Here is a 23,025-nt window from a genome sequence, read left to right as displayed (position 1 = left end):
GCGATGCAGCCCCAGCCCCGCACCGCTGCCGGCCGGTTGCCGGCGCCGTCGGCCGGCAGCGCGCGGGCGCGGCTGCGCAGCCTGGCCGTGGAGGCGCTGTGGCTCGGCGCCTTCATCGCGGCGCAATTCGCGCTGGCCGGCGCCGCCGGGGCCGAGCCCTGGCTGCCGGCGAACGACAGCGTCATCGTCGAGCGCTTGCGCGAGCAGCCGCGCGACGATGACCTGCATGCCTACAAGCTGATGAAGCATCGGCTCGCGGCGCGGCCCGACGACGCCGCGCTGGCCGCCGCCACCGCCCAGGCCGCCATCGGCCTGGCGCGGCGCGATGGCGATCCGCGCTTTCTCGGCGCCGCCGAAGCCGCGCTCGCGCCCTGGCGCGACCGGCCCGACGCGCCGCGCCCGTTGCGCGTGCTGCAAGCCATCCTGCTTCAGGCCAATCACGATTTCGATGCGGCGCTGGCCGCGCTCGATGCCGTGCTGCGCAGCGCGCCCGACGATGCCCAGGCGCGGCTGGTGCGCGCCTCGGTGCTGCAAGTGCAGGGCCGCTATGACGAGGCGCAACGCGATCTCGACCGGCTCGCCGACCAGCCCGCCGCGGCGCGCTATGCCCGTGCCGCACGCGCCGAACTCGCCAGCCTGCGCGGCGAGCCGGAACGCGGCGCCGCCGAACTGGCCGCGCTCGCCGGCGCCGACCTCGACGCCCGCCCGGGCCGCGCCGCCGACGACGACGGCGGCTGGCTCGCGCTGCTCGACGCCGAGATGTCCGAGCGCCGGGGCGACAGTGCGCGCGCCGACGTCGCCTTCCGCCGCGCGCTTGTCGCCGGCCGCGATGCCTACACCCTCGGCGCCTATGCCGACTTCCTGCTCGACGCCGGCCGGCCCGCCGACGCCGCCCGCCTGCTCGACGACCACCGCCGCGCCGATGCGCTGCTGCTGCGGCTCGGCATCGCCTGGCGCGCGCTCGGCGATCCGCGCTGGCAGACCGCGCGCGCCGACCTCGCCGACCGCTTCGCCGCCGCCCGGCTGCGCGGCGACACCGTGCACCGGCGCGAGGAAGCGCGCTTCCGCCTCGCGCTGGCCGACGACCCCGGCGCCGCGCTGGCGCTTGCGCGCAGCAACTGGCGCGTGCAGCGCGAGCCGGCCGATCTGCGCCTGCTCATCGACAGCGCCGCCGCCTGCCCGGGCTGCGACGGCGCCGACGCCGCGCTCGCCGACGCGCGCGACTTCATCGCCCGCAACCGCATCGCCGACCGTCGGCTCGGCGCGTTTGCCGCCACGCCGGCCCGGAGGCCCGCATGAACCGCCTGCTGTTCGCATTCGCGCTGCTGCTTGGCCTGGCCGCGCCCGCCGCCGCGCACAAGGCCAGCGACAGCTATCTCACGCTGCGCGCCGGCGCCGACCCGCGCCTGCAACTGCGCTGGGACATCGCGCTGCGCGATCTCGACAACCAGCTCGGCCTCGACGGCAACGACGACGGCCAGCTCAGCTGGGGCGAATTGCGCGAGCAGCTCGGCGCCATCGACGCGCTCGCCTTCGCCAGCCTCGGCCTGCACGGCGGCGCCGGCGACTGCACGCCGGCCGGCCCGCCCGAGCACCGCATCGACAACCACAGCGACGGCGCCTATCTCGTCATCGAGCGCGGCTATGCCTGCGCCGGCCTGCCCGATGTCGACTATCGCCTGTTCGCGCTCGCCGATCCGAGCCATCGCGGCATCGTGCGGCTGATCGCGGCCGACGGCAGCGAACGCAGCGCGGTGCTCGGGCCGGCCAGCCCGCGCCTGCTTGCCGACCGTGCCGGCGGCAAGACCGACGGCCTCGCCACGCTGCTGCAATTCGGCCGCGAAGGCATGACCCACATCTGGCGCGGCTACGACCATGTGCTGTTCCTGCTCTGCCTGCTGCTCGGCTCGGTGCTGGTGCGTGGCGCCGACGGCTGGCGCGGCGTGACCGAGCCGCGCGCCGCGCTTGTCGACGTGCTCAAGATCGTCACCGCCTTCACCGTCGCCCATTCGGTGACGCTCACGCTCGCCGTGCTCGGCTGGATTGCGCTGCCGTCGCGGCTGGTCGAGTCGGCCATCGCGCTCACGGTCGTGCTCGCGGCGCTCAACAACCTGTGGCCGGTGGTGCGGCGCGGGCGCTGGACGGCGGCCTTCGGCTTCGGGCTGATCCACGGCTTCGGCTTTGCGACCGCGCTGCGCGAGCTGGGCCTGGCGCCGGGCGCGCTGGCGCTGTCGCTGGCCGGCTTCAACGGTGGGGTGGAGGTCGGGCAGCTGGCCATCGTCGCGGGCTTCTTTCCGCTGGCGCTGCTGCTGCGGCACGGGCGCTTCTACCGGCGCGGCGTGTTCGGCGCCGGCTCGGCGGCGATTGCGCTGCTGGCGGCGCTCTGGTTCGTCGAGCGCGCCTTCGATCTGGCGCCCTGGCTGGCGGCGGGCTTCGTGTGAGTGGCTTTTACGCACCGGCCGGCGCGCTCATGACTGCCGCCGGCGCCTGAAACGCCCACGGCAGCGCCCGGAGCTGCGATGCTTCGGCCGTTCATATGAGATTTTTGAAAAACATCATACAAGCGCACATGAACCCATCCTGGCGTCTCACGCTCATCGCCCTGCTGTCGGCCGGTCCGGCGCTGGCCCATGCGCAATCCGCAACCCAGCTCGACCGGCGCGAATTCCGCATCCACTACGACAACGGCGTGGGCAGCTCGGATGCCGCGAGCGAAGGCGCGGTGACCGGCGCGCTGATCGAGAGCCGGCCGCTCCAGCGCACCGGCGAGCTGCTCGAATTCGTGCCCGGCGTGGTCGTGACCCAGCACAGCGGCGACGGCAAGGCCAACCAGATGTTCCTGCGCGGCTTCAATCTCGACCACGGCACCGACTTCGCCACCTGGGTCGACGGCATGCCGGTCAACATGCCCACGCATGCCCACGGCCAGGGCTATAGCGATCTCAACTTCCTCAGCCCCGAGCTGGTCCGGCGCATCGACTATCGCAAGGGGCCGTACCGGGCCGAGGACGGCGATTTCGCCTCGGCCGGCAGCGCGCGGATTGCGCTGGTGGATCGGCTGCCGCGCGGACTGGCCCAGCTCACGGCCGGCAGCGGCGGCTACCGGCGCGGCCTGCTCGCCGATTCCATCGAGCTCGGCGCGGCCGACGCGGCGGCGACCGATGCCGGCCGCAACGGCACGCTGCTCTATGCCATCGACGTCGGCGGCAACGATGGCCCCTGGCGCGTGCCGGAACGCTTTGCCAAGTTTGGCGGCCTGCTGCGCTGGAGCCGCAGCGACGGCGACAGCCAGACCAGCGCGACCGCGATGCTCTACCGCGCGCACTGGACCGCGACCGACCAGATTCCGGCGCGCGCCGTGGCCAGCGGCGCGCTCGACCGCTTCGGCAGCCTCGACCCGAGCGACGGCGGCCGCAGCGCGCGCGCCAGCCTGTCGTTCAACCACCGGCGCGAACTCGACGACGGCGACTGGCAGGCCAGCGCCTATGCGATCGGCTCGCGGCTGAACCTGTATTCCAACTTCACCTTCTTCCTCGACAACCCGGCGCAGGGCGACCAGTTCGAGCAGGCCGAGCGGCGCCGCGTGCTGGGCGGCGCGCTGGTGCGCGGCTTCGAGGGCGGCACGCTGTTCGGGCTGCCGGCCACCCATCGGCTCGGCCTGCAACTGCGCCAGGACCGGCTCGATCCGGTCGGGCTCTACAGCACCGTGGCGCGCGAACGCACCGCCACCACGCAGGAAAGCCGGGTGCGGCAGACGCTCACCAGCGCCTTCGGCGAGACCACGCTGCGGCTCGCGCCCTGGCTGCGCGGCATCGCCGGCCTGCGCGTCGACCATGCCGACTTCGACGTGAGCAGCAGCGTGGCCGGCAACAGCGGCGCGCGCTCGGCCACGCTGGCCTCGCCCAAGCTGTCCTTCGTGGCCGGGCCGTGGGCGCGCACCGAGCTGTTCGCCAATGCCGGCAGCGGCTTTCACAGCAACGATGCGCGCGGCACCGTGGCGACGGTGGCGCCGCGCGAAGGCACGCCCACCAGCCCGGTGACGCCGCTGGTGCGCAGCAAGGGGCTGGAGCTGGGCGCGCGCAGCGAATGGATCGACGGCCTGCAAAGCTCGCTGGCGCTGTGGCGGCTCGACCTGGCCTCGGAGCTGGTGTTCGTCGGCGATGCCGGCGATACCGAAGCGAGCCGGGCCAGCCGCCGCAGCGGCGTGGAATGGAGCAATCACTACCGCGCTGCCGAGGGTCTGGCGGTCGATCTCGACCTGTCGGCATCGCGCGCGCGCTATCGCGGGCCGGCGCCGGAAGGCGACCGCATCCCGGGCGCCATCGACAAGGTGGCGAGCCTGGGCATCGCCGGCGAGCGCGGGCCGTTCAGCGCCCAGATGCAGCTGCGCTACTTCGGCCCGCGCCCGCTGGTCGAGGACGGCAGCGTGCGCTCGGCCAGCACCACGCTGGCGTCGGTGCGGCTCGGCTGGCGCCTCGGGCCCGATCTGCGGCTCGCGCTCGACCTGTTCAATCTGTTCGACCGCAAGGCGAGCGACATCGACTACTTCTACGCATCGCGGCTGGCCGGCGAGCCGGCCGAGGGCGTGGCCGACCGGCATTTCCATCCGGTCGAACCGCGCTCGGCGCGGCTGACGCTGGCGCTCGGCTTCTGAGGTCGGCGCCTGCAACCGGCGGCACGCTGTCACCCGTGTCGGTTAGGCTCGGTCGCAGTCGACACCGGTCGGTCGCGCGCCGTTTCGCAGCGGCCCCGGAAGGAGAACCGCATGCCCATTCAAGCCGCCGTCCTGCCCCAATCGCTGCCCGCGCCGCGACCGGCCGATTCGCTCGGTTGCAGCCAGTCGAGCCTGAGCCTCGACCGCGAACTCGTGGCCGGCGAGCTGCGGCTCTATCGCAAGCGCCACGACAGCCGCCAGCTCGGCCATGTCGCCACCGACGGCTCGGATCGCGGCCATCTGTTCGGCCTGTCGCTGGCGCCCGGCCATCGGCGCCGCGTGCTCGGCGGACGGGCCGCGCGCACTTGCGAATTCCAGCGCGGCGCTTACTACCTGCGCGATTTCAGCGCCGACTACCGCGCCGACATTTGCAGCGGCTTCGACTTCCTGCTCATCGAATTCCCGCCGCAGTTCTTCGAGCGCATCGGCGGCGGCCAGCCGGATTGCAGCCTGCTGCGGCAGGACGATGTGCTGACCCATCTGGCGCAGGCGCTGCTGCCGGCGCTCGACCGGCCCCGGCCGGACGAGGCGCTGTTCGTCGAGCAACTGGGCATTGCCATCGGCCTGCGGCTCGCGCGGCCGGGCCGAGCGCCGGCGCCGGCCGCGCCGGCCCGGCTGTCGCGCAGCCAGCTGGCGACCGCGACCGAGCTGCTGCTGACGGGCGGCGGCGCGACCAGCATCGCCGCCGTCGCCGAAGCCTGCGCGCTGTCGCGGGCGCATTTCATCCGCGCCTTCCGGCACAGCCTGGGCCAGACGCCGCATCGGTGGCTGCTGCAACAGCGCGTGGAGCGCGCGCGCGGCCTGCTGGCTGCCAGCGACCGTTCGCTGGCCGAGATTGCCGCCGAGGCCGGGTTTGCCGACCAGAGCCATTTCACCCGGGTGTTCGCGCGCGCGACCGGCTGCACGCCCGGCGCCTGGCGTCGCGCGGCGCGCGGCTAGCGCACTTTCGTTCAAGCCGGCGCCAAGGCTTCAAGACCCGCGCCGCGCGGCTGCCGACACTGCGGCCATGTTCGATCGCGCGCGACCCCGGGTCGCGAAAGGGCAAGACATGGACCGCATTCGAGTGCCGCAGCTGCGGCGCTGGTTCTGGCGCCTGGCCGTGCTGGCCGCGCTGGCCGGCGCACTGACCGACCGACCGGCGGCAGCGACACCGGGGCCCGATGCCGGCTCGGCCGCCGCCAGCTGCAAGGAAGCCTGCTCGCTCTGATCAGCGGCGCCGGCGCGCCCGGTCGCTCGCCTGCAAGCGCGCGGCCGGAAAGCCGATCGTCAGATCGAGCCCGCCGGCGCCCAGGTTGCGCGCATGGCTGGAGCCGCCGAGCGTGCGCGCCAGCGCCGCGATCCGCAGCGCGCAGTCGTCGGCCGTGCCGCTCGGGCCGGGGAGTGCGTCGGGTGCGCTGTCGCCGGCGCAGCGATGCAGGCGCAGGCACAGCGCCGTCCCCAGATCGATGAACTCGAAGCACAGCCGGCCCGACCGGTCGTCGGCGGCCAGCGCCTCGCGCACGATGTCCTCCAGCACTTCGCCGGCGGCGGCGCTGAAGCGCTGCCGGCGCGCGGCCTCGAACCGCCGCAGCGCCGCCTTCAGCCAGGCCGGGTCGCCGTCGCTGACGCCGGCCACCACATGCAGCTGCGCCATGCGGCGCGCGGCGGGCGGCAGCGCCGGCTGGGCGTCCGCGCCAAGCGCGATCAGCTGATCGGCCGACAGCAGCAGCTCGCGCAGCCGGCCCTGGGCGACGGTGCCGGCCGGCAGGTCTTCCGAAATCGCATGCAGCTGGAGCGTGAGCCCCTGCAAGCCTTGCAGCACGAAGTCGAGCAGCTCGGGCGGGCAGGCGCTGGCGGCCTGCCGCGCGGCCCGGCGGCGCCAGGCCAGCGCCGCCAGCAGCAGCGCCACCGCCAGCCCGCCCAGCCATCCCCAGGCCGGCAGGCCGCACAGCGTGGCGGCATCCGACCCGGCGGGCTGCATTCAGCGGTCCCGGTCGGTCGGGCGGTGCGCCACCAGCAGCAGCCCGCCCACCAGGCCCAGATGCTCGAAGAAGGCATTCATCGTCATCGCGCGGCCGGGGCCGGTCTGGGCCCAGAACGGATTGGCCAGCACCGACGCGGCCAGCGTGAACAACGCCAGCGCCACGGCGGCCGGCCGGCGCCCGGGGCCGAGGATGACCGCCAGCGCCGCCAGCAGCTCGAAGGCCGGCACCGCGACCGCGAACAGCCCGGCCGGCGCCAGCCCGAAGTGCTGCATCTCGGCGACCGCGCCGGCGTGGTCGAGCAGCTTGAGCGCGCCGCCCTGCCAGTAGGCCGCCGTGAGCAGCACCAGCAGCAGCCGCGCGCCGCGCGACGAGAGATCGACGCCCATGCTCAGACCGCCCAGCAGGCGCAGCCGAGCGCGCCCCAGAAGCCGGCGCTGTCGCTCGTCGGCGCCGCGCCGAGCCAGGCCTTGCCGTGCGCATGGCCGTGCACGCCGCAGGCCGTGCCGCAGCCGCAGGCGGCCAGCGCGCGCCGGTCGAGCCGGGCCTGCAAGGGCGCGCCGTCGGCCTCGCCCCAGGCGCCGTAGCCGCCCCAGCGCCGCACCGGCGACCAGTCGGGCATGGCCGGCGGCGGCGCTTCGTCCAGCCCGGCGAAGGCGCCCGCGCCCCAGACCACGCGCCCGCCCACGACCGTGAGCAGGGCGCTGGTGTCGGCGATGTCGGCCTCGGCGCAGCTGAAGAAATCGCGGTCGGGCACGATCAGGTCGGCGAGCTGGCCGGCCTCGATGCGGCCCTTGCGGCCTTCCTCGGCCGAGAACCAGGTGACCTTCTCGGTCCACATGCGCAGCGCGGTGTCGCGGTCGACGCAGAGATGGCGCGGGTAGAGCTGAAGCCCGCCCACGGTGCGCCCCGTGACCAGCCAGCTCAGCGACACCCACGGGTTGTACGAGGCCACGCGCGTCGCATCGGTGCCGGCCGACACCGGAATGCCCGAGGCCAGCATCGCCTGCACCGGCGGCGTCGCCTCGGCGGCGCGCGCGCCGTAGCGCTCGACGAAGTACTCGCCCTGATAGGCCATGCGGTGCTGCACCGCCACGCCGCCGCCGAGCGCGGCAATCCGGTCGATCGAGCGCTGCGAAATCGTCTCGGCATGGTCGAAGAACCAGTTGAGGCCGGCCAGCGGCACCTCGCGGTTCACCTTCTCGAACACGTCGAGCGCGCGCGCGATGCTCTCGTCGTAGGTGGCGTGCATGCGCCAGGGCCAGCGGTTCTCGGCCAGCACGCGGACCACGGCTTCGAGGTCGTCTTCCATGCCGGGCGCGAGTTCGGGGCGCGGCTCGCGGAAGTCCTCGAAGTCGGCGGCCGAGAACACCAGCATTTCGCCGGCGCCGTTGTGGCGGAAGTAGTCCGTGCCCTGCTTGTAGGTCGACGACGCGGCCCAGCGCAGGAAGTCGGCCTTCTCCTCCTTGGGCTTTTGCGTGAACAGGTTGTAGGCCAGGCGCACGGTGAGCTGGCCGGCGTCGGCCAGTTCGCGGATCACCTCGTAGTCCTCGGGATAGTTCTGGAAGCCGCCGCCGGCATCGATGGCGCCGGTGACGCCGAGCCGGTTCAGCTCGCGCATGAAGTGGCGCGTCGAGTTCACCTGGTATTCGCGCGGCAGCTTCGGGCCCTTGGCCAGCGTGGCGTAGAGGATGGCGGCATTGGGCTTGGCCAGCAGCAGGCCGGTCGGGTTGCCGGCGGCGTCGTGGGCGATCTCGCAGCCGGGCGGCGCCTGGGTGTTGCGGTCGTAGCCGACGGCGCGCAGGGCCGCCGCATTGAGCAGCGCGCGGTCGTAGAGATGGAGCAGGAACACCGGCGTGTCGGGTGCGACCGCGTTCAGCTCGTCGAGCGTCGGCAGGCGCTTTTCGGCGAACTGGTGCTCGGTAAAGCCGCCGACCACGCGCACCCATTGCGGCGCCGGCGTGATCGCCACCTGGGCCCGCAGCATCGCCATCGCGTCGGCCAGGCTGCGCACGCCGTCCCAGCGCAGCTCCAGGTTGAAGTTGAGCCCGCCGCGAATCAGGTGCAGATGGTTGTCGATCAGGCCGGGCAGCACCGGCCGGCCGCCCAGGTCGATGCGGCGCGTGGCCGGGCCGGCCAGCGCCAGCACCTCGGCGTCGTCGCCCACGCGCACGAAGCGGCCGTCGGCGATGGCGACGGCGCTGGCCTGCGGATTGGCGCGGTCGAGCGTGGTGAAGCGGCCGTTGAACAGGACGAGGTCGGGCGAGGGAGTGGTCATGGCTGGGCGCTCGGGATGGGCATCGGGTCAGGCTAGGTGGCGCCGGATGCGCGCGCATCGTCCCTTCGGACGAGTGCCGGCCGGCCCGACGGGGGTTCGGCGCCGGCCGGCGCGGGCACAGGCTCGAAGCCGCGCAGCGCCGGCCGCCGGGGCCGGCCCGTTCTCTGTTCCGGAGTTGGCCGCATGAAGACCTATCTCGCCTCGCTCGCCGCGGGGCTGCTCGTCGGCGTGGTGTATGCGCTGCTCAATGTGCGTTCGCCGGCGCCGCCGGTGGTGGCGCTGGTCGGGCTGCTGGGCATCCTGCTCGGCGAGCAGATTCCGCCGTTCTTCCGCGATCACTTCGGCACGCCGGCGGCGCGCCAGAGCTGGCTGCACGAGCAGGTGAAGCCGCATGTGTTCGGCCAGCTGCCGGCCTGCGCGCCGGTGGCGCGCGAGGACAACAAGCCGCGCGGCTGAAACAACGAGGGCGCGGGCACCGCCGGATCGCTCCGGCAGGGCCCGCGCCCTCGCGCGGCCTGGGCCGATCAGCCCTCGTGCGCGTTGAACATGGTCTTGGCGTAGGTGACGCCGAGGCCGTAGGCGCCGCCGTACTTGCGCGCCACGCCGGTGGTGAAGTCGTAGGTCTCGCTGCGGGCCCAGTCGCGCTGGAGTTCGAGCAGGTATTGCAGCGAAGTCATGGGGCGGGCGCCGGCCTGGATCATGCGGGCCACGGCGCGCTCGTGCGCCTCGTCCGACACGTCGCCGCAGGCATCGGCGATGAAGTAGACCTCGAAGCCCTGGGCGATTGCCGACAGCGCCGGGCCGACGATGCAGACGCCGGTCCACAGCCCGGCCAGCACGATGCGCTCCTTGCCGAGTCGGTTGACCTCGCCGATCACGGCGGCGTCTTCCCAGGTGTTCATCGAGGTGCGGTCGAACAGCTTCTGCCCGGGGAAGGGCGCGGTGATCTCGTCGAACATCGGGCCCGAGAAGCTCTTCTCGGCCACGGTGGTGAGGATGGTCGAGACGCCGAAGCCGGCTGCGCCGCTCGCCACCAGCGCCGCGTTGTTGCGCAGCAGGACGGCGTCGATGGAATGCGTGGCGAAGGCCATCTGCGACTGGAAGTCGATGAGGATGAGCGTGTGGTCCTTGGGGCTGAGCAGCAGGGGGCCGGGGACGGCCTGGGCGGTGATGGCCATGAGACACCTCTCGTCGGTGGTTGCGATGCCTGCCGCCAGGGGCAGGGACCGGGTCATCGTGCTGGCGCGCGGCCGGCGCCGCATCGCATGCCGGGCCGAGGCGCGCTAGTCCCAAGGGCGGATGCCGGCGGCGGGCGGCGCCGCTGCCGGCCCGCCTTTTCAGCGCGCCAGCCGCACCGCCAGCGCCGCCAGGCTCGCGGCCGTCGCCAGCGCCACCACGCCGATCCAGCCCAGGCTCGCCAGCGCCAGACTGCCGAGCGCCGCGCCGGCCGCCATGCCCAGGAACACGCCGCCGAACAGCAGCGCATTGAGCCGGCTGCGCGCCGCCGGATCGAGCCCGTAGACGATGGTCTGATGCGCGACCAGCGTGGCCTGGATGCCGAAGTCGAAGCCGACCGCGCTGGCCACGATGAGCGCCAGCCGCAGCGGCGCCGGCAGCAGCGGCATCAGCGCCATCGCCGCAAAGGCCAGCGCCGCCAGCCCGGCGCCCAGCCGCGTGACTCGCGCCGGGCCGCGCTTGTCGGCCAGCCGGCCGGCCAGCGGCGCGGCCAGCGCACCGGCCGCGCCGGCCAGGCCAAACGCGCCGGCCGCCGCGCTGCCCAGGCCGAAGTCGGCATGCAGCATCACCGCCAGCGTCGACCAGAAGGCGCTGAAGCCGAGCGACAGCAGCCCCTGCGCCAGCGCCGCGCGGCGCAGCTCGGGCTGCTGGCGCCACAGTCCGCCCAGCGAAGCCAGCAGCTGGCCCCAGGACAGCGTGCTGGTCGGCGGAATCGACGGCAGCCAGCGCGCCGACGCCAGACCGATCAGCACGATGCTCGCCGCCGCGCCCGCATACACCGTGCGCCAGCCCCATTGCGCCGCGATCAGGCCGCTGGCCACGCGCGACAGCAGGATGCCGAGCAGCAGCCCGGTCATCACCGTGCCGACCACCCGGCCGCGCACCGCCACCGGCGCCAGCGCGGCGGCGGCCGGCACGATGTCCTGCGCCAGCGTGGCGACCAGACCGAGCGCCGCGCTGGCCGCCAGCAGCGCGCCGATGCCCGGCGCCACGGCGCTCAGCAGCAGCGCCGCCGTGAGCAGCGCCGACTTCACCAGGATCACGCGGCGCCGGTCGAAGCGGTCGCCGAGCGGCGTGAGCAGCAGGATGCCGAGCGCATAGCCGAGCTGGGTGAGCATCGGCACGGCGCCGATCTGGCGCGGGCTGGCGCCCAGGTCGCGCGCCAGATCGGCCAGGATCGGCTGGCTGTAATAGAGCGACGCGACCGCGAGGCCGGCGCCGGAGGCCAGCAGCAGCACCAGGCCGCTCGAAGGCGTGTCATGCGTGACGGGAATGGCTGACATGGCTTGAATCTCCGCAGAAGGAATGCGCGCAGTGTCGGTGCCGGAGCGGCGCGCCGGTAGACGCGCGGCCCGCACACGGGCTATACGCTTGGCGCATGACCGATGAAGCCGATTTCCCCAGCCAGGCCGGCGTCGACCGGCTCGGCCTGCTGCAAACCTTTCTTGCCGTGGTCGATGCCGGCTCGCTGTCGGCGGCCGCGCTGCGGCTGGGCAGCACCCAGCCCACGGTGAGCCGGCGGCTGCAACTGCTCGAACGTCTGCTCGGCCTGCGGCTGTTCCAGCGCTCGACGCGCGGCGTGACGCTGACCGAGGACGGCGCGCGCTGCGCCGCCAGCAGCCGCGATCTGGTCGCGCGCTGGACCGAGATGACCGAAGACCTGCGCGCCGGCGGCGAGGTGGCGCGCGGCCCGCTGCGCGTGGTGGCGCCGCATGCGTTTGGCCAGGGCCAGCTGATCGGGCCGCTGGTGGCCTTCCTGCGCGCCCATCCGCAGGTGTCGATCGAATGGCTGCTGCACGACCGCGCGCCCGATTTCGCGCGCGAGGGCGTCGATTGCGCGATCCATGTCGGCCCGGTCGAGGACGAAGGGCTGGTGGCGATCCGGCTGGCCGAGGTGCCGCGTGTGGTGGTCGCGGCGCCGGCCCTCGTTGCCGAATGCTGCGGCGGCGTGCCGCCCGGCATCGATGCGCTCGGCGCGCTGCCCTGGCTGGCGCTCAAGACCTACTACTACCGCGCCACCAGCCTGCGCCACGCCGGCAGCGGCGCGGTCGCCGAGCTGGCCTTCGCGCCGCGCCTGGCCACCGACAGCCTGTTCGCGCTGCGCAGCGCGGCGCTCGCGGGCCTGGGCGTGGCCATCGTCTCGGCCTGGACCGTGGTCGACGATCTGGCCGAGGGCCGGCTGCTGCATCTGGTGCCCGACTGGCAGGCGGCGCCGCTGGCGGTGCATCTGGTCTATCCGCCGGCGCCCTGGCTGCCGGCGCGGCTGCGCGCCTTCATCGCGCTGATGCGCGAGCACATGCCGGCGATGGCCGGCGTGGTGCCGCCGACGCTGCGCTCGGGCTGAGCGGGCGGCCCGGCGGCTTGGCCGGCCGGGCGCGCGGCCTTGGCGCCGGGTCTGCCGCTGCCGCGTCCGCGCCTTGGGCCGCCTCGGCCAGTTCGTCGTCGGGCAGCAGGCCGCGCCGTTGTGCCGTCGCGATCGCCTGGGTGCGGCTGGCCACGCCGAGCTTGGCCAGCACCGTGCGCACATGTGCCTTCACCGTGCCGAGCGCAATGCCCAGCCGCAGCCCGATCGACTTGTTGCACAGGCCGGCGCAGATCAGCTCCAGCACTTCCAGCTCGCGCGGCGTGAGCGCGTCGTCGGCAAAGCTGTCGGCGATGTGCAGCGACGCGGTCGCGCACAGATAGCGCCGGCCCTGGCAGAGGCTGTGCACCGCGTGCGCGATGTCGGCCAGCGCGCTGTCCATGCCGACGTAGCCGTGGGCGCCGCGCTCCAGCGCCCGGCGCACGCTGGCGCCGCGCAGATCGCGGCTCACCACCAGACAGCGCGGCGCCTGCGCGGCGCCGGCGCAGCGCGCGGCGCTCCAGTCGGCGGCGCCGTGCTCGTCGACGATGACCACATCGGCCGCGCTCGCGCAAAGCCCGGCCGGCGGCGTGTCGATCAGCTCGAACTCCGGTGCCAGCGCGGCTTGCAGGCCGGCCGCGAGCAGCGGGCTGGCATGCGCAATCAGCACGCGGCTGCGGTGCAGGGCGGGCAGGGCGCTGTCGCGCGCCAGGGCGGATCGCGCCGCGTTCATGCGAGCCGCGCCGCGACGGCCGCGCGCACGCCGGCGCCGTAGGCCGGGTCGGCCTTGTCGAGCAGGCCGAGCATGCGCTCGCGGATCGTCGTGTCCACCTTGGCGAGCGGACCGGCCAGGTTGTCGCACAGGCGCTGGCGCTCGTCGGCCGGCAGCAGGCGGAACAGGTTGCCGGCCTGGGTGAAGTCGTCGTCCTGGCCGCGCGGGTCGTGACGGCCGGCCACGCCTTGCACCGGCCAGCCGGGGTCGCCGTGACCGAAGCCGCTCGGCTGCGTGCCGCCGGCCTCGACCGGGTTGTAGTTGGGCGCCGCGCCGCCGTTGTCGAAGGCCATCGCGCCGTCGCGCTGATGGTTGTGCACCGGGCAGCGCGGCCGATTGACCGGCAGCTGCTGATGATTGGTGCCGACGCGATGCAGCTGGGCGTCGTGATAGGCGAACAGCCGCGCCTGCAACATCTTGTCGGGCGACAGGCCCAGGCCCGGCACCACATTGGCCGGGCTGAACGCGGCCTGCTCGACCTCGGCGTGATAGTTGATCGGGTTGCGGTTGAGCTCCAGCACGCCGACCGGCTGGCGCGGAAAGTCGGCATGCGGCCAGACCTTGGTCAGGTCGAAGGCGTTCCAGCCGGTGCGTGCCTCCCAGGCTAGCCGGGCTTCCTCGGTCATCACCTGGATGAACACGTTCCAGCGCGGAAAGTCGCCGCGCGCGATGGCGTCGAACAGGTCGCGCTGGGCATGGTCGGGGTCTTCGCCGGCCAGCCGCGCGGCCTGCGGACCGGTGAGGTTGCGGATGCCCTGCTGCGTCTTGAAATGCCACTTGACCCAGACCCGCGCACCGCCGGCGTCGATCAGGCTGTAGGTGTGGCTGCCAAAGCCGTCCATGTGGCGATAGCCGTCGGGCGTGCCGCGGTCGCTGAACAGCATCGTCACCTGATGCAGCGACTCGGGCGCGCGGCTCCAGAAGTCGAACATCATCGTGGGCGACTTGAGGTTGGTCTGCGGATCGCGCTTCTGCGTGTGGACGAAGTCGGGGAACTTGATCGGGTCCTTGATGAAGAACATCGGCGTGTTGTTGCCGACCAGATCCCAGTTGCCGTCCTCGGTATAGAAGCGCAGCGCAAAGCCGCGCGGATCGCGTTCGCTGTCGGCGCTGCCGCGCTCGCCGCCCACGGTGGAAAAGCGCGCGAACACGTCGGTGACCTTGCCGACGGCGCCGAACAGCCGGGCGGTGGTGTGGCGCGTGATGTCGTGCGTGACCGTGAAGCTGCCGTAGGCGCCCGAGCCCTTGGCATGCACCACGCGTTCGGGAATGCGCTCGCGGTTGAAGTGCTGGAGCTTCTCGATCAGCGCGAAGTCCTGCAGCAGCACCGGCCCGCGCGGGCCGGCGGTGATCGAGTTCTGGTCGTCGGCCAGTGGAATGCCGGAGGCGGTCGTGAGCCGGGGTGTCGTCATCGTCGTTCTCCTGGATGCACGCCAGCGGCGGCCGGCGCGGCTGCGGACGGCGGATTGCCGTGCGGACTGCATCCTTGCCCTGGCCGCGCCGGCCTGCCAGCCCCGTCCGGGGGAGGATTTTTCCCCCGTTCGGGGGTAAATCCGGCCGCTCACCGTAACCGTGGCGGCGTGCGCCGCCGCCGGGGCTAGAGTTGCCGCTGCCGCCGGGCGGACGTGGTGCCGCACGGTCTGTCCAACCTCTGCCGCTGCCTGCCCGTGCCGATCCGCATCCTCACCGTCGACGACCATCCGCTGCTGCGCGAAGGCATTGCCGCCGTGCTCTCGCGCCATGCCGATGTGTGCGTGGTCGGCGAGGCCGCCAGCGGCGAGGAGGCCATCGCCGCGCATGCCGCGCTGCGCCCCGACGTGACACTGATGGACCTGGCGCTGCCCGGCATCGACGGCATCGAGGCGATGTGCGCGATCCGCCGCGCCGTGCCCGAGGCGCGGGTGCTCATGCTCACCACCTACCGCAGCGATGTGCAGGCCGGGCGCGCGCTGCGGCTCGGCGCGGCCGGCTTTCTGCTCAAGAGCCTGCTGCGCACCGAGCTGCTCGATGCGATCCGCTGCGCCGCGCGCGGCCAGCGCTGGCTGCCGGCCGATCTGGCCGCCGAGGTGTCGGCACTGGCGCTGCAGGACGCGCTGACCGAGCGCGAAATCCGCGTGCTGGAGCTGGTGGCCGGCGGCCTCACCAATCGCGAGGTCGGGCAGCGGCTGGCGCTGTCGGAGGAGACGATCAAGTCGCGGCTCAAGCTCATCCTCGGCAAGCTCGATGCGCGCGACCGCACCCATGCGGTGACGATTGCGCTGACGCGCGGAATCATCCGGCTGGCCGGCTGAGGCCGGCGCTCAGTCCTCGCCGGCCAGCAGCGCCTGCTGCCGGCGCCGGTGCCGGGTCCACCAGCGCAACCAGGGCGAGTCGCCGCTTTCATAGGCGCCGCGCGCCTCGACCCGCAGCCGGATCGCGGTGCCGGCGCCCGGCGCGCTGACGATGTCGAGCCGGCCGCCCATCTGGGCCGCGCGCTCATGCAGGCCGATCAGCCCGAAATGCGGTCGCGTGGCGTCGGCCGGGGCGCTGGCCGGCATGCCCACGCCGTCGTCCTCGATGGCGAGCGTGAAGGCGGCGCGGCCATAGCCGGTGACGATGCGCAGCCGCCGCGCCCGGGCATGGCGCAGCGCGTTGTGCGCGGCTTCGAGGCCGAGCCGGTAGGCCTCGGCGCGGATCGATTCGCGCAGCGGGCGTTCGCGGCCGCTGCGTTGCGCGACCACCTCGGGCTGGCCGGCGGCGCCGCGCAGTTCCAGCACCGCCTGACGCAGCGCCAGGCCGAGTTCGGCATCGTCCTGATGGCGGCGCAGGTCCTGCACCCGCTCGCGCGCCTCGGTCAGCGTGGCATCGGCCTGGTCGAGCGCGCGCGCGAAATCGCTGCGCAGCGGGTCGCCGGGCGGCAGCAGTTCGAGGCTGGCCTGGAGCTGCATCGACAGCGCCAGCGTGCTTTGCATGAGCGTGTCGTGCAGCTCGCGCGCGATGCGTTCGCGCTCCAGCAGCCGCGCCTCGATGCGTTCGCGGATGCGGGCGCAGCGCCGCCGCATGCGCCATTCATGCGCCAGCCAGCCGAGGCCGATCAGCACGGCGACCAGTCCGGCGCGGAAGGCGGCGGTCTGGTAGGGCGCGCGCGCCACGTCGAGCTCGAGCGTGACCGGCGCCGAGGTCCAGTGGCCGGGATCGAAGGCCACCACGCTCAGCCGGTGCCGGCCCGGGCTGAGCCGGGTGAAGGTGGCTTCCTGGCGTTCGCCGGCGGCTTCCCAGGGCTGGCTGTCGTCGCCCAGGCGCACGCGGTAGCGGGTGCGCGCCGGCATGCCGAGGACCGGCGCGGCATAGCTCACGCGCAGGGTGCGGGTGCCGGCGGGAATGGCGCCGACCGCGCCGAGCGGCAGCTCGACCTCGTCGGCAACCAGCCGGGTGATGCTGACCGGCGGCGGCGCGGCGGGCGCCGGATGGCGCGCCGGGTCGAGCCAGAAGATCGCGCTGTTGCGCGTGAACCAGAGCCGGCCGTCGTCGGCGCGCAGGCCCGACGGCAGCGGCCGCACCTCGGGCACGTTGCCGCGCAGGCCGTCGCGCCAGTCGAGCCGCTCGGCATCGACGGGCGCGTTCGGCACGCGCGCCAGCTGGGCCGCCGGCAGCCGCAGCAGTCCGCCGGCTTCGTTGAGCCAGAGATCGCCGTCGGCCGCCGCGACGATGGCCGAGACGGTGCGCGGCGCCGGGCCGTCGGCCAGCCGCAGCGGCGCGATGCGGCCGCCGTCGAGCAGCGCCGCGCCCAGGCTGCCGCCGAGCCAGACGCGGCCGTCGCGCGCCGCATGGATGGCGAGCAGCTTGCCGAGCGCCAGACCGTCGGCCGGGCCGAAGTCGGCGCCGCCGTCGCGGTCGCGCCGCAGCAGCCGGCCGGCCGAGCTGCCGATCCAGAGCGCGCCGTCGGGCCCGCGTTGCAGCGTCATTGCGTTTTCGCCGGGCGCGAGCGCCGGGCCGGGTTGCCAGCGCTCGGCGCAGCGGGTGAACAGGCCGGCGCCGAGGAAGGAGACGATCAGGCAGCCCCGCGCGTCGCGCGCGATCGCCTGCACCGGCTGATGCGCCGGCACCTCGGCCGGCGCGTCGATGCGGCGCAGCCGGCCGGCTTCGAGGTGATAGAGCTCGGGCACGGCGCCAAACCAGGCCGAGCCGTCGTCGTCGCGCCAGGCGGCGCCGAAGGTGGTGGCATGGGCGGCGTAGTCGCCGGGCAGGTCGGCGCTGGCGCCGTCGGGCGTGATGCGCACCGGCCGGTGCCGGATCGAGCCGGCCAGCACCGCCGGGCCGCCGGCCGCCACCAGCGTGCCCAGATCCGGCCCCTGCGCGAACGGCGCCAGCACCAGCCGGTTGTCGCGCAGCCGGTCGAGCCCGTTGGCGGTGCCGAACCACAGATTGCCCTCGCTGTCCTCGAACGACGACATCACGCGGTCGCTGCTGAGGCCGTCGCGCGCGCCGAAGGTTTCGACCCGGGCGCCGGCGCTGTCGGGCGCGGCCAGCCGCAGCAGGCCGCGGTCGTAGCTGCCGATCCACAGGCCGCCGTCGCGGTCGTGCATCAGTCCGCCGCCGCTCGCCTCGGCGCGCCAGCCGGCGCGCTGGCGCGGATTGCCGCCGGGCTGGCGCAGCCGATGGTCGCCGGTCCAGACCCAGGGGCCGGGCGCGGCGGCAAAGTCCACGTCCTCGGCCCGGTCGAACTCGGGATGGGCCTCGAAGCGCTCGGCGCCGGGCGCCAGCGCATACCAGCGCCCGCGCCCGGCGACCCAGAGCGTGCCGGCCGCGTCCAGGCGCACATCGCCGGCATAGCGCTCGGGATAGCCGAGGCGGTCGTCGACGCGGTTCCAGCGCTCGCCGTCGAGCCGGAACAGGCCGCGATTGGAGGCGGCCCAGCTGCGGCCGGCGCCGTCCTGCGCGAGCGCGAACACGCTGCCGTCGGGCGCGCCGCTGTCGGTGCCGTACCAGACGGTCTCCGTCGCGCTGCGATGCACGATGCCGCCCAGCCGCAGGCCGATCCACAGCGAGCCGTCGGCCGCCACATGCAGCCCGGCCAGGTTCTGCGAGCGCTGGGCGTCGGCGCCGGCCAGGTCGATGCGCTCGAAGCGCAGGCCGTCGAAGCGCCACAGGCCGTCCACCGTCGCCAGCCACAGGAAGCGGTCGGGCGTCTGGCCGATGGCCACGATGTCGGATGGCGCGCCGTCCTGCGCGCGCCAGGCGGTGTGATGCAGCTGGGCCAGGCGGCGCGCCGGATCGAGCGCCTGCGCGGGCAGGGCGGCGCAGGTCAGCGCGAGCAGGCAGCAGCTGCGCGACAGCAGCCGGCGCGCGGCGGCCGAGAGCGTCATGTCGGGTCCGGGAGCGGGTGGGGTAGCGCGCGATTATCGGCGCCGGTCGGGCCGGCGTCCTCCTCCCGAAGGCCTAGCGCCGGCCGGTATTGCGGGCGTGGCGGGTGCGGCCGGCGCTTTCTAGCCTTGGCGACGCTGCCGGCACTGCGGCGGCACGCCTCCCCACACCAAGGAAAAGACGCCATGCAGAAAGACTCATCGGGCGCGCCCGCGCAAACCGCCCGGCGCCAGTTGCTCTCGACGACCGCCGGACTCGCTGCCGCAGCCATCAGCCTGCCGGCCGCCGCCGCCAGTGCCAGCCCGCAATCCACCCCGAACCGGAGCAAGACCATGCACACGCTCACCCTGAAGGACGGCGCGCAACTCTTCTACAAGGACTGGGGCAAGGGCCGCCCGGTCGTCTTCTCGCACGGCTGGCCGCTGACTTCCGACGCCTGGGAAGACCAGATGATGTTCCTGGGCCAGCACGGCTTCCGCGTGATCGCCCACGACCGGCGCGGTCACGGCCGTTCGAGCCAGACCTGGGACGGCAACGACATGGACACCTATGCCGACGACCTGGCCGCGCTCATCGACGCGCTCGACCTGAAGAACGCCGTGCTCGTGGGCCATTCCACCGGCGGCGGCGAAGTGGCGCGCTACATCGGCCGCCACGGCACGGCGCGCGTGGGCAAGGCGGTGCTGGTCGGCGCGGTGCCGCCCACGATGATGAAGTCGGCCGCCTATCCGGATGCGCTGCCCAAGGAAGTGTTCGACGGCATCCGTGCCGCCGTCGCGGCCGACCGCTCGCAGTTCTTCAAGGACCTGACCGAGCCCTTCTTCGGCGCCAACCGGCCCGGCGCCAAGGTGTCGCAGGGCATGAAGGACGCGTTCTGGCTGATGGGCATGCAAGGCTCGCTCAAGGCCGAGTTCGACTGCATCCGCCAGTTCTCGGAAACCGACTTCACCGAAGACTTGCGCCGCATGACCATCCCGACGCTGTTCATCCACGGCGACGACGACCAGGTCGTGCCGCTCGCCAACTCGGCCGTGCTGGCGGTCAAGCTGGTGAAGAACGGCACGCTCAAGATCTATCCGGGCGGCGGCCACGGTCTGGCCGCGACCGCCAAGCAGCAGCTCAACGAGGATTTGCTGGCGTTTGCGCGCGACTGACCGGGGCGCGTCGGGCGCGCAGGCGCGCACAGCGGCCCGGCGCGATGAACTGCTGCCGGGCCGGCCTCAGCCGGCGGCGGGCGCGTCCCAGCGGAACACATGGTCGGCGCGCGCCCGCGTGGTCTCGATCAGCCGCGCATTCGGCTCGTCGGTGCGCGCAATCCAGTCGAGCGCCGCCGCCTGGCTGCGCCCGAACTGGCGATGCCGGCCGGCCAGCCGTTCGAGCCGCAGCGCCGGGTCGGCTTCGACATACCAGCGCTGGTCCAGCAGCGCCGCCACGCGGGCCCAGTGGCCGTCGTCGAGCAGCAGATAGTTGCCCTCGGTAATCACCAGCCGCGCCTGCGGCGGCACCGCGATGGCGCCGGCCACCGGCTCCTCGATCTCGCGCCGGAACTCGGGCGCGTACACGGTTTCGTCGGCGCGCTGCCGCCGCAGCCGCTCCAGCAGCGCCACATAGCCGGCGCTGTCGAAGGTGTCGTGCGCGCCCTTGCGGCCGGCCCGGCCCAGCCGCGCCAGCTCGGCATTGGCCAGATGAAAGCCGTCCATCGGCACCACCACCGCCAGCTCGGCAAACGCCTGTTGCAGCGCCAGCGCCAGCGTCGACTTGCCGCTGCCCGGCGCGCCAGCCAAGCCGAGCAGCACCCGGCCGTCGCCGGCCAGCAGTTGGTGCACGCGCGCCAGGGCGTCGGGCGGCAGGGCGGGGAGGCTGTCGGTCATGGCGTAAAACCTGGGTGAGTTGGATCGGGCCGAAAGGATCGGTTCACATGCGCGCAGCCAGTTTTGCATTGCAGACATCCCGGCTGCGGAGCATTCGGGGCGGGCAATGTCCGCCGCAACCGATCCACATCACCACTGCAAGCACATGAACAAGCTGACAAGAGAATGGGCCACCTCGCTGACCATTGGCGCCTTCGCGCTGATGGCGGCAACCGGGCTGCTGATGTTCTTCCACCTCGACCGCGGCTTGCAGAAGTCGGTGCACGAATGGGGCGGCTGGTTCATGGTCGCGGCGGTCGCGGGGCACGGCTTCGTCAACTGGGCTTCGCTCAAGCGCTATTTCCAGCTGCCGGGCAAGGGGCCGGCGCTGATCGGTGCCTGCGTGACGTTGCTGCTGGCCAGCTTCATCGTGCTGCCGGGCGGCGCCAGCGAGGCGTCGCCGCCGGCGCTGGCGATGCAGGCCATCGCGCGGGCGCCCATCGCCACGGTGGCGCCGCTGTTCGGCAAGACCGCCGAGCAGGCGCGCAGCCAGCTGGCTCAGGCTGGCGTGACGCTGGTCGGCGACGATGCGACGCTGGCCAGCGTCGTCGGCAAGGATCGCGAGAAGCTTGGTGAGGCCTTGCGGGCGCTGGCCCGGCCTTGACTTGCCAGCCACCGTGCCGGGCTGCGGCGCCTGGGCGGCGTGAAGCCCGGCGCTTGAAGCCCCGGGCGCGGCGGTCAGTCGTCGGCCCGCTGATCCGGCGGCAGCGGCTCGACCAGCAGCACATGCAGCTGGCGCGCATCGGCACGCAGCACCTCGAAGGCGATCGGGCCGAGCCGGATCGTCTCGCCGCGATGCGGCACATGGCCCAGCTCGTTGGTGACCAGGCCGCCGATGGTGTCGATGTCCTCCGACTCGAACTGGGTGCCGAAGCGCTCGTTGAAGTCGTCGATGCCGGTCAGACCGCGCACGCGCCAGCGGCCTTCGCCGGCCAGCACGATCATGTCGTCGTCCTCGTGGAAGTCGTGCTCGTCCTCGATGTCGCCGACGATCTGCTCCAGCACATCCTCGATGGTGATGAGGCCGGCGACGCCGCCGTACTCGTCGACCACGATCGCCTGATGGTTGCGATTGGCGCGGAAGTCGCGCAGCAGCACATTGAGGCGCTTGGACTCGGGAATGAACACCACCGGCCGCAGGATGCCGCGCAGATCGAAATCGCGCGGCGAGCCGCTGGAGAAGCAGCGCAGCAGATCCTTGGCCAGCAGGATGCCGATGACCCGGTCGCGGTCGCCTTCAAACACCGGAAAGCGCGAATGCGCCGTCTCGACCACGAAGGGCACGATGCTGTCGAGCGGGTCGGCAATGTCGATCATGTCCATCTGCGCGCGCTGAACCATGATGTCGCGCGCCGCCAGTTCGCTGACCTGGAGCACGCCTTCCATCATCGACAGCGCATCGTCGTCGACGAGTTCGCGATCGTGGGCGGCGTGGAGCACTTCGAGCAATTGCTCGCGGTCTTCCGGCTCGCGCAGCAGAAGCGACGACAGACGCTCGAAGAACGACAACTTCTTTTCAGTGCTGATCGGCTCCCCAAGCGAGCGCAGGCGTTGGGATCGACTTAGCGGGTCATTCATGGACAAGCCATGCAGAGTATCGAAGCGGGAAAGGGTAACCGAATCGTTCAGTGCATGGCCTGTCGGCCGCGCTGACAACGGGCTCGACATGCGCAGCTGAAAGCCCGCGATTTGCGCGCTGAATTGGTCGGAAACACCACAGCACGCTTGCACAGGCGAAAAATATGTCTATACTTGCGGTCTTCGCTGTTCCCCGATAGCTCAGTCGGTAGAGCGCCGGACTGTTAATCCGTAGGTCCCTGGTTCGAGCCCAGGTCGGGGAGCCAAAGAACAGCGGGACGCAAGTCCTTTAAAGCAAAAGCCAATCTTCGGATTGGCTTTTGTCGTTTCTGGGGTTCCATTTGCTGCGATTTCGCGAACGGATCTGTGGCGTCCGGTTCTGGTTTGGCATGTTGGATCGTCGCCGCGATTCGCATGATCGAAGGGGATTTGTTTTCGCACGCAGTTGATCCTTGTCCGCTTGGGCCCAGGGTCCATCTGACGGAGCCGGATCGCTTCACATGAGGATTGGAGCGACAAGGGCACTTGTCATGAAGTTTTGCCCGCTTGTAGAAGCGGGTTGGCGACGGCGCGGAAGTCCTTGCGTCGTTGAAGCAAGGTTGCGGCCCTTGTAAGCCAGGCGATCAAAGGCAGGCGGCTTCTGGGGCGTCGACCCCTGGCAAGCGATTGCGTTGTGAATCACGTCATTCGGGGCGGATGCAGCGAATGCCACGCATTCGCAGTGCCCGCCGCGTGACGGGCGCTCCATCAGGCTAATCCACCCGCAGCGCCAAGGAGCGCTTGCGCGGTGGCGTGCCTGTCTGCGGGACGCATGGATCGCATCGGCGCCTCCAGCGTGTGCGCTAAGTCCGCACAGACCGGCAGCGCGATCCGCCTGAGGGCTGGGTGGGTG

General features: G+C 72.7%; 20 protein-coding genes and 1 tRNA gene. 11 read left to right on the top strand and 10 right to left on the bottom strand.

Annotated features, from left to right (window positions below; genetic code table 11):
• The first annotated feature begins 3 nt into the window (after positions 1–3).
• From B9P64_RS13150 to B9P64_RS25725, 5 genes are all read left to right on the top strand, one after another.
• Positions 4–1,299 carry a tetratricopeptide repeat protein gene (locus B9P64_RS13150; RefSeq protein ID WP_139826313.1) on the top strand — a complete coding sequence of 432 codons (1,296 nt, stop codon included), beginning with the start codon at positions 4–6 and terminating at the stop codon, positions 1,297–1,299.
• On the top strand, positions 1,296–2,441 hold the full coding sequence (locus B9P64_RS13145) for a HupE/UreJ family protein (protein ID WP_085316711.1): 1,146 nt from the start codon (positions 1,296–1,298) through the stop codon (positions 2,439–2,441). The genes B9P64_RS13150 and B9P64_RS13145 overlap by 4 nt, the downstream gene beginning before the upstream one ends.
• Before the next feature lie 128 nt (positions 2,442–2,569).
• Complete coding sequence (locus B9P64_RS13140) at positions 2,570–4,654, top strand: TonB-dependent receptor (RefSeq protein ID WP_085316710.1); 2,085 nt, start codon at positions 2,570–2,572, stop codon at positions 4,652–4,654.
• A 111-nt stretch (positions 4,655–4,765) separates the two neighbouring features.
• Positions 4,766–5,653, top strand: a complete 888-nt coding sequence (locus B9P64_RS13135) for an AraC family transcriptional regulator (protein ID WP_085316709.1) — start codon at positions 4,766–4,768, stop codon at positions 5,651–5,653.
• A gap of 109 nt (positions 5,654–5,762) precedes the next feature.
• Positions 5,763–5,921: a hypothetical protein gene (locus B9P64_RS25725; protein ID WP_176256831.1), complete on the top strand. Its 159-nt coding sequence runs from the start codon at positions 5,763–5,765 to the stop codon at positions 5,919–5,921.
• On the opposite strand, the gene B9P64_RS13130 is transcribed toward B9P64_RS25725, so the two are convergent.
• From B9P64_RS13130 to B9P64_RS13120, 3 genes are read right to left on the bottom strand one after another with little or no spacing between them, the layout of a single operon-like run.
• Positions 5,922–6,674, bottom strand: coding sequence for a hypothetical protein (locus B9P64_RS13130; RefSeq protein ID WP_085316708.1), 753 nt, complete (start codon positions 6,672–6,674; stop codon positions 5,922–5,924). It abuts the gene before it with no gap.
• Positions 6,675–7,064 (bottom strand): DoxX family protein, encoded by a 390-nt coding sequence (locus B9P64_RS13125; protein ID WP_085316707.1) that lies wholly within the window; start codon positions 7,062–7,064, stop codon positions 6,675–6,677.
• A gap of 2 nt (positions 7,065–7,066) precedes the next feature.
• Positions 7,067–8,953, bottom strand: a complete 1,887-nt coding sequence (locus B9P64_RS13120; protein ID WP_085316706.1) for an amidohydrolase — start codon at positions 8,951–8,953, stop codon at positions 7,067–7,069.
• 183 nt (positions 8,954–9,136) lie between these two features.
• Here B9P64_RS13120 and B9P64_RS13115 point away from each other — a divergent pair, with 183 nt between their 5' ends.
• Positions 9,137–9,409: a DUF1427 family protein gene (locus B9P64_RS13115; protein WP_085316705.1), complete on the top strand. Its 273-nt coding sequence runs from the start codon at positions 9,137–9,139 to the stop codon at positions 9,407–9,409.
• Positions 9,410–9,477: 68 nt separating this feature from the next.
• Here B9P64_RS13115 and B9P64_RS13110 read toward each other — a convergent pair whose 3' ends face one another.
• Positions 9,478–10,131, bottom strand: coding sequence for a hydrolase (locus tag B9P64_RS13110; protein WP_085316704.1), 654 nt, complete (start codon positions 10,129–10,131; stop codon positions 9,478–9,480).
• Positions 10,132–10,290: 159 nt separating this feature from the next.
• Positions 10,291–11,472: an MFS transporter gene (locus B9P64_RS13105; RefSeq protein WP_085316703.1), complete on the bottom strand. Its 1,182-nt coding sequence runs from the start codon at positions 11,470–11,472 to the stop codon at positions 10,291–10,293.
• 95 nt (positions 11,473–11,567) lie between these two features.
• On the opposite strand from B9P64_RS13105, the gene B9P64_RS13100 reads away from it, so the two are divergent.
• A complete protein-coding gene (locus B9P64_RS13100; RefSeq protein WP_085316702.1) occupies positions 11,568–12,533 on the top strand; it encodes a LysR family transcriptional regulator in 966 nt (321 codons plus the stop codon).
• Here B9P64_RS13100 and B9P64_RS13095 read toward each other — a convergent pair.
• Together B9P64_RS13095 and B9P64_RS13090 are read right to left on the bottom strand one after the other, a co-directional pair.
• A complete protein-coding gene (locus B9P64_RS13095; protein WP_085316701.1) occupies positions 12,463–13,263 on the bottom strand; it encodes a response regulator transcription factor in 801 nt (266 codons plus the stop codon). The two genes, B9P64_RS13100 and B9P64_RS13095, sit on opposite strands and share 71 nt — an antisense overlap.
• On the bottom strand, positions 13,260–14,714 hold the full coding sequence (locus B9P64_RS13090) for a catalase (protein WP_085316700.1): 1,455 nt from the start codon (positions 14,712–14,714) through the stop codon (positions 13,260–13,262). The genes B9P64_RS13095 and B9P64_RS13090 overlap by 4 nt, the downstream gene beginning before the upstream one ends.
• Before the next feature lie 255 nt (positions 14,715–14,969).
• On the opposite strand from B9P64_RS13090, the gene B9P64_RS13085 reads away from it, so the two are divergent.
• The gene (locus B9P64_RS13085) at positions 14,970–15,593 is read left to right on the top strand and encodes a response regulator (RefSeq protein WP_235840002.1); all 624 of its coding nucleotides are present in this window, start codon (positions 14,970–14,972) and stop codon (positions 15,591–15,593) included.
• Positions 15,594–15,602: 9 nt separating this feature from the next.
• Here the strand turns inward: B9P64_RS13085 and B9P64_RS13080 are convergent, their stop codons facing one another.
• Positions 15,603–18,647, bottom strand: coding sequence for a sensor histidine kinase (locus tag B9P64_RS13080; RefSeq protein WP_085316699.1), 3,045 nt, complete (start codon positions 18,645–18,647; stop codon positions 15,603–15,605).
• Between the two features lie 183 nt (positions 18,648–18,830).
• Here B9P64_RS13080 and B9P64_RS28045 point away from each other — a divergent pair, with 183 nt between their 5' ends.
• The gene (locus B9P64_RS28045; protein ID WP_085316698.1) at positions 18,831–19,799 is read left to right on the top strand and encodes an alpha/beta fold hydrolase; all 969 of its coding nucleotides are present in this window, start codon (positions 18,831–18,833) and stop codon (positions 19,797–19,799) included.
• 66 nt (positions 19,800–19,865) lie between these two features.
• On the opposite strand, the gene B9P64_RS13070 is transcribed toward B9P64_RS28045, so the two are convergent.
• Positions 19,866–20,516 carry a nucleoside/nucleotide kinase family protein gene (locus B9P64_RS13070; protein ID WP_085316697.1) on the bottom strand — a complete coding sequence of 217 codons (651 nt, stop codon included), beginning with the start codon at positions 20,514–20,516 and terminating at the stop codon, positions 19,866–19,868.
• A gap of 145 nt (positions 20,517–20,661) precedes the next feature.
• On the opposite strand from B9P64_RS13070, the gene B9P64_RS13065 reads away from it, so the two are divergent.
• Complete coding sequence (locus B9P64_RS13065; protein ID WP_085316696.1) at positions 20,662–21,159, top strand: DUF4405 domain-containing protein; 498 nt, start codon at positions 20,662–20,664, stop codon at positions 21,157–21,159.
• 74 nt (positions 21,160–21,233) lie between these two features.
• On the opposite strand, the gene B9P64_RS13060 is transcribed toward B9P64_RS13065, so the two are convergent.
• Positions 21,234–22,133 carry an HlyC/CorC family transporter gene (locus B9P64_RS13060; RefSeq protein WP_085316695.1) on the bottom strand — a complete coding sequence of 300 codons (900 nt, stop codon included), beginning with the start codon at positions 22,131–22,133 and terminating at the stop codon, positions 21,234–21,236.
• A gap of 190 nt (positions 22,134–22,323) precedes the next feature.
• On the opposite strand from B9P64_RS13060, the gene B9P64_RS13055 reads away from it, so the two are divergent.
• Positions 22,324–22,399, top strand: a tRNA-Asn gene (locus tag B9P64_RS13055).
• The last annotated feature ends 626 nt before the right edge of the window (positions 22,400–23,025 follow it).

Source organism: Derxia lacustris, from assembly GCF_002105195.1.
GTDB lineage: Bacteria > Pseudomonadota > Gammaproteobacteria > Burkholderiales > Burkholderiaceae_E > Derxia > Derxia lacustris.
This window is presented reverse-complemented; position numbering and strand designations above follow the sequence as displayed.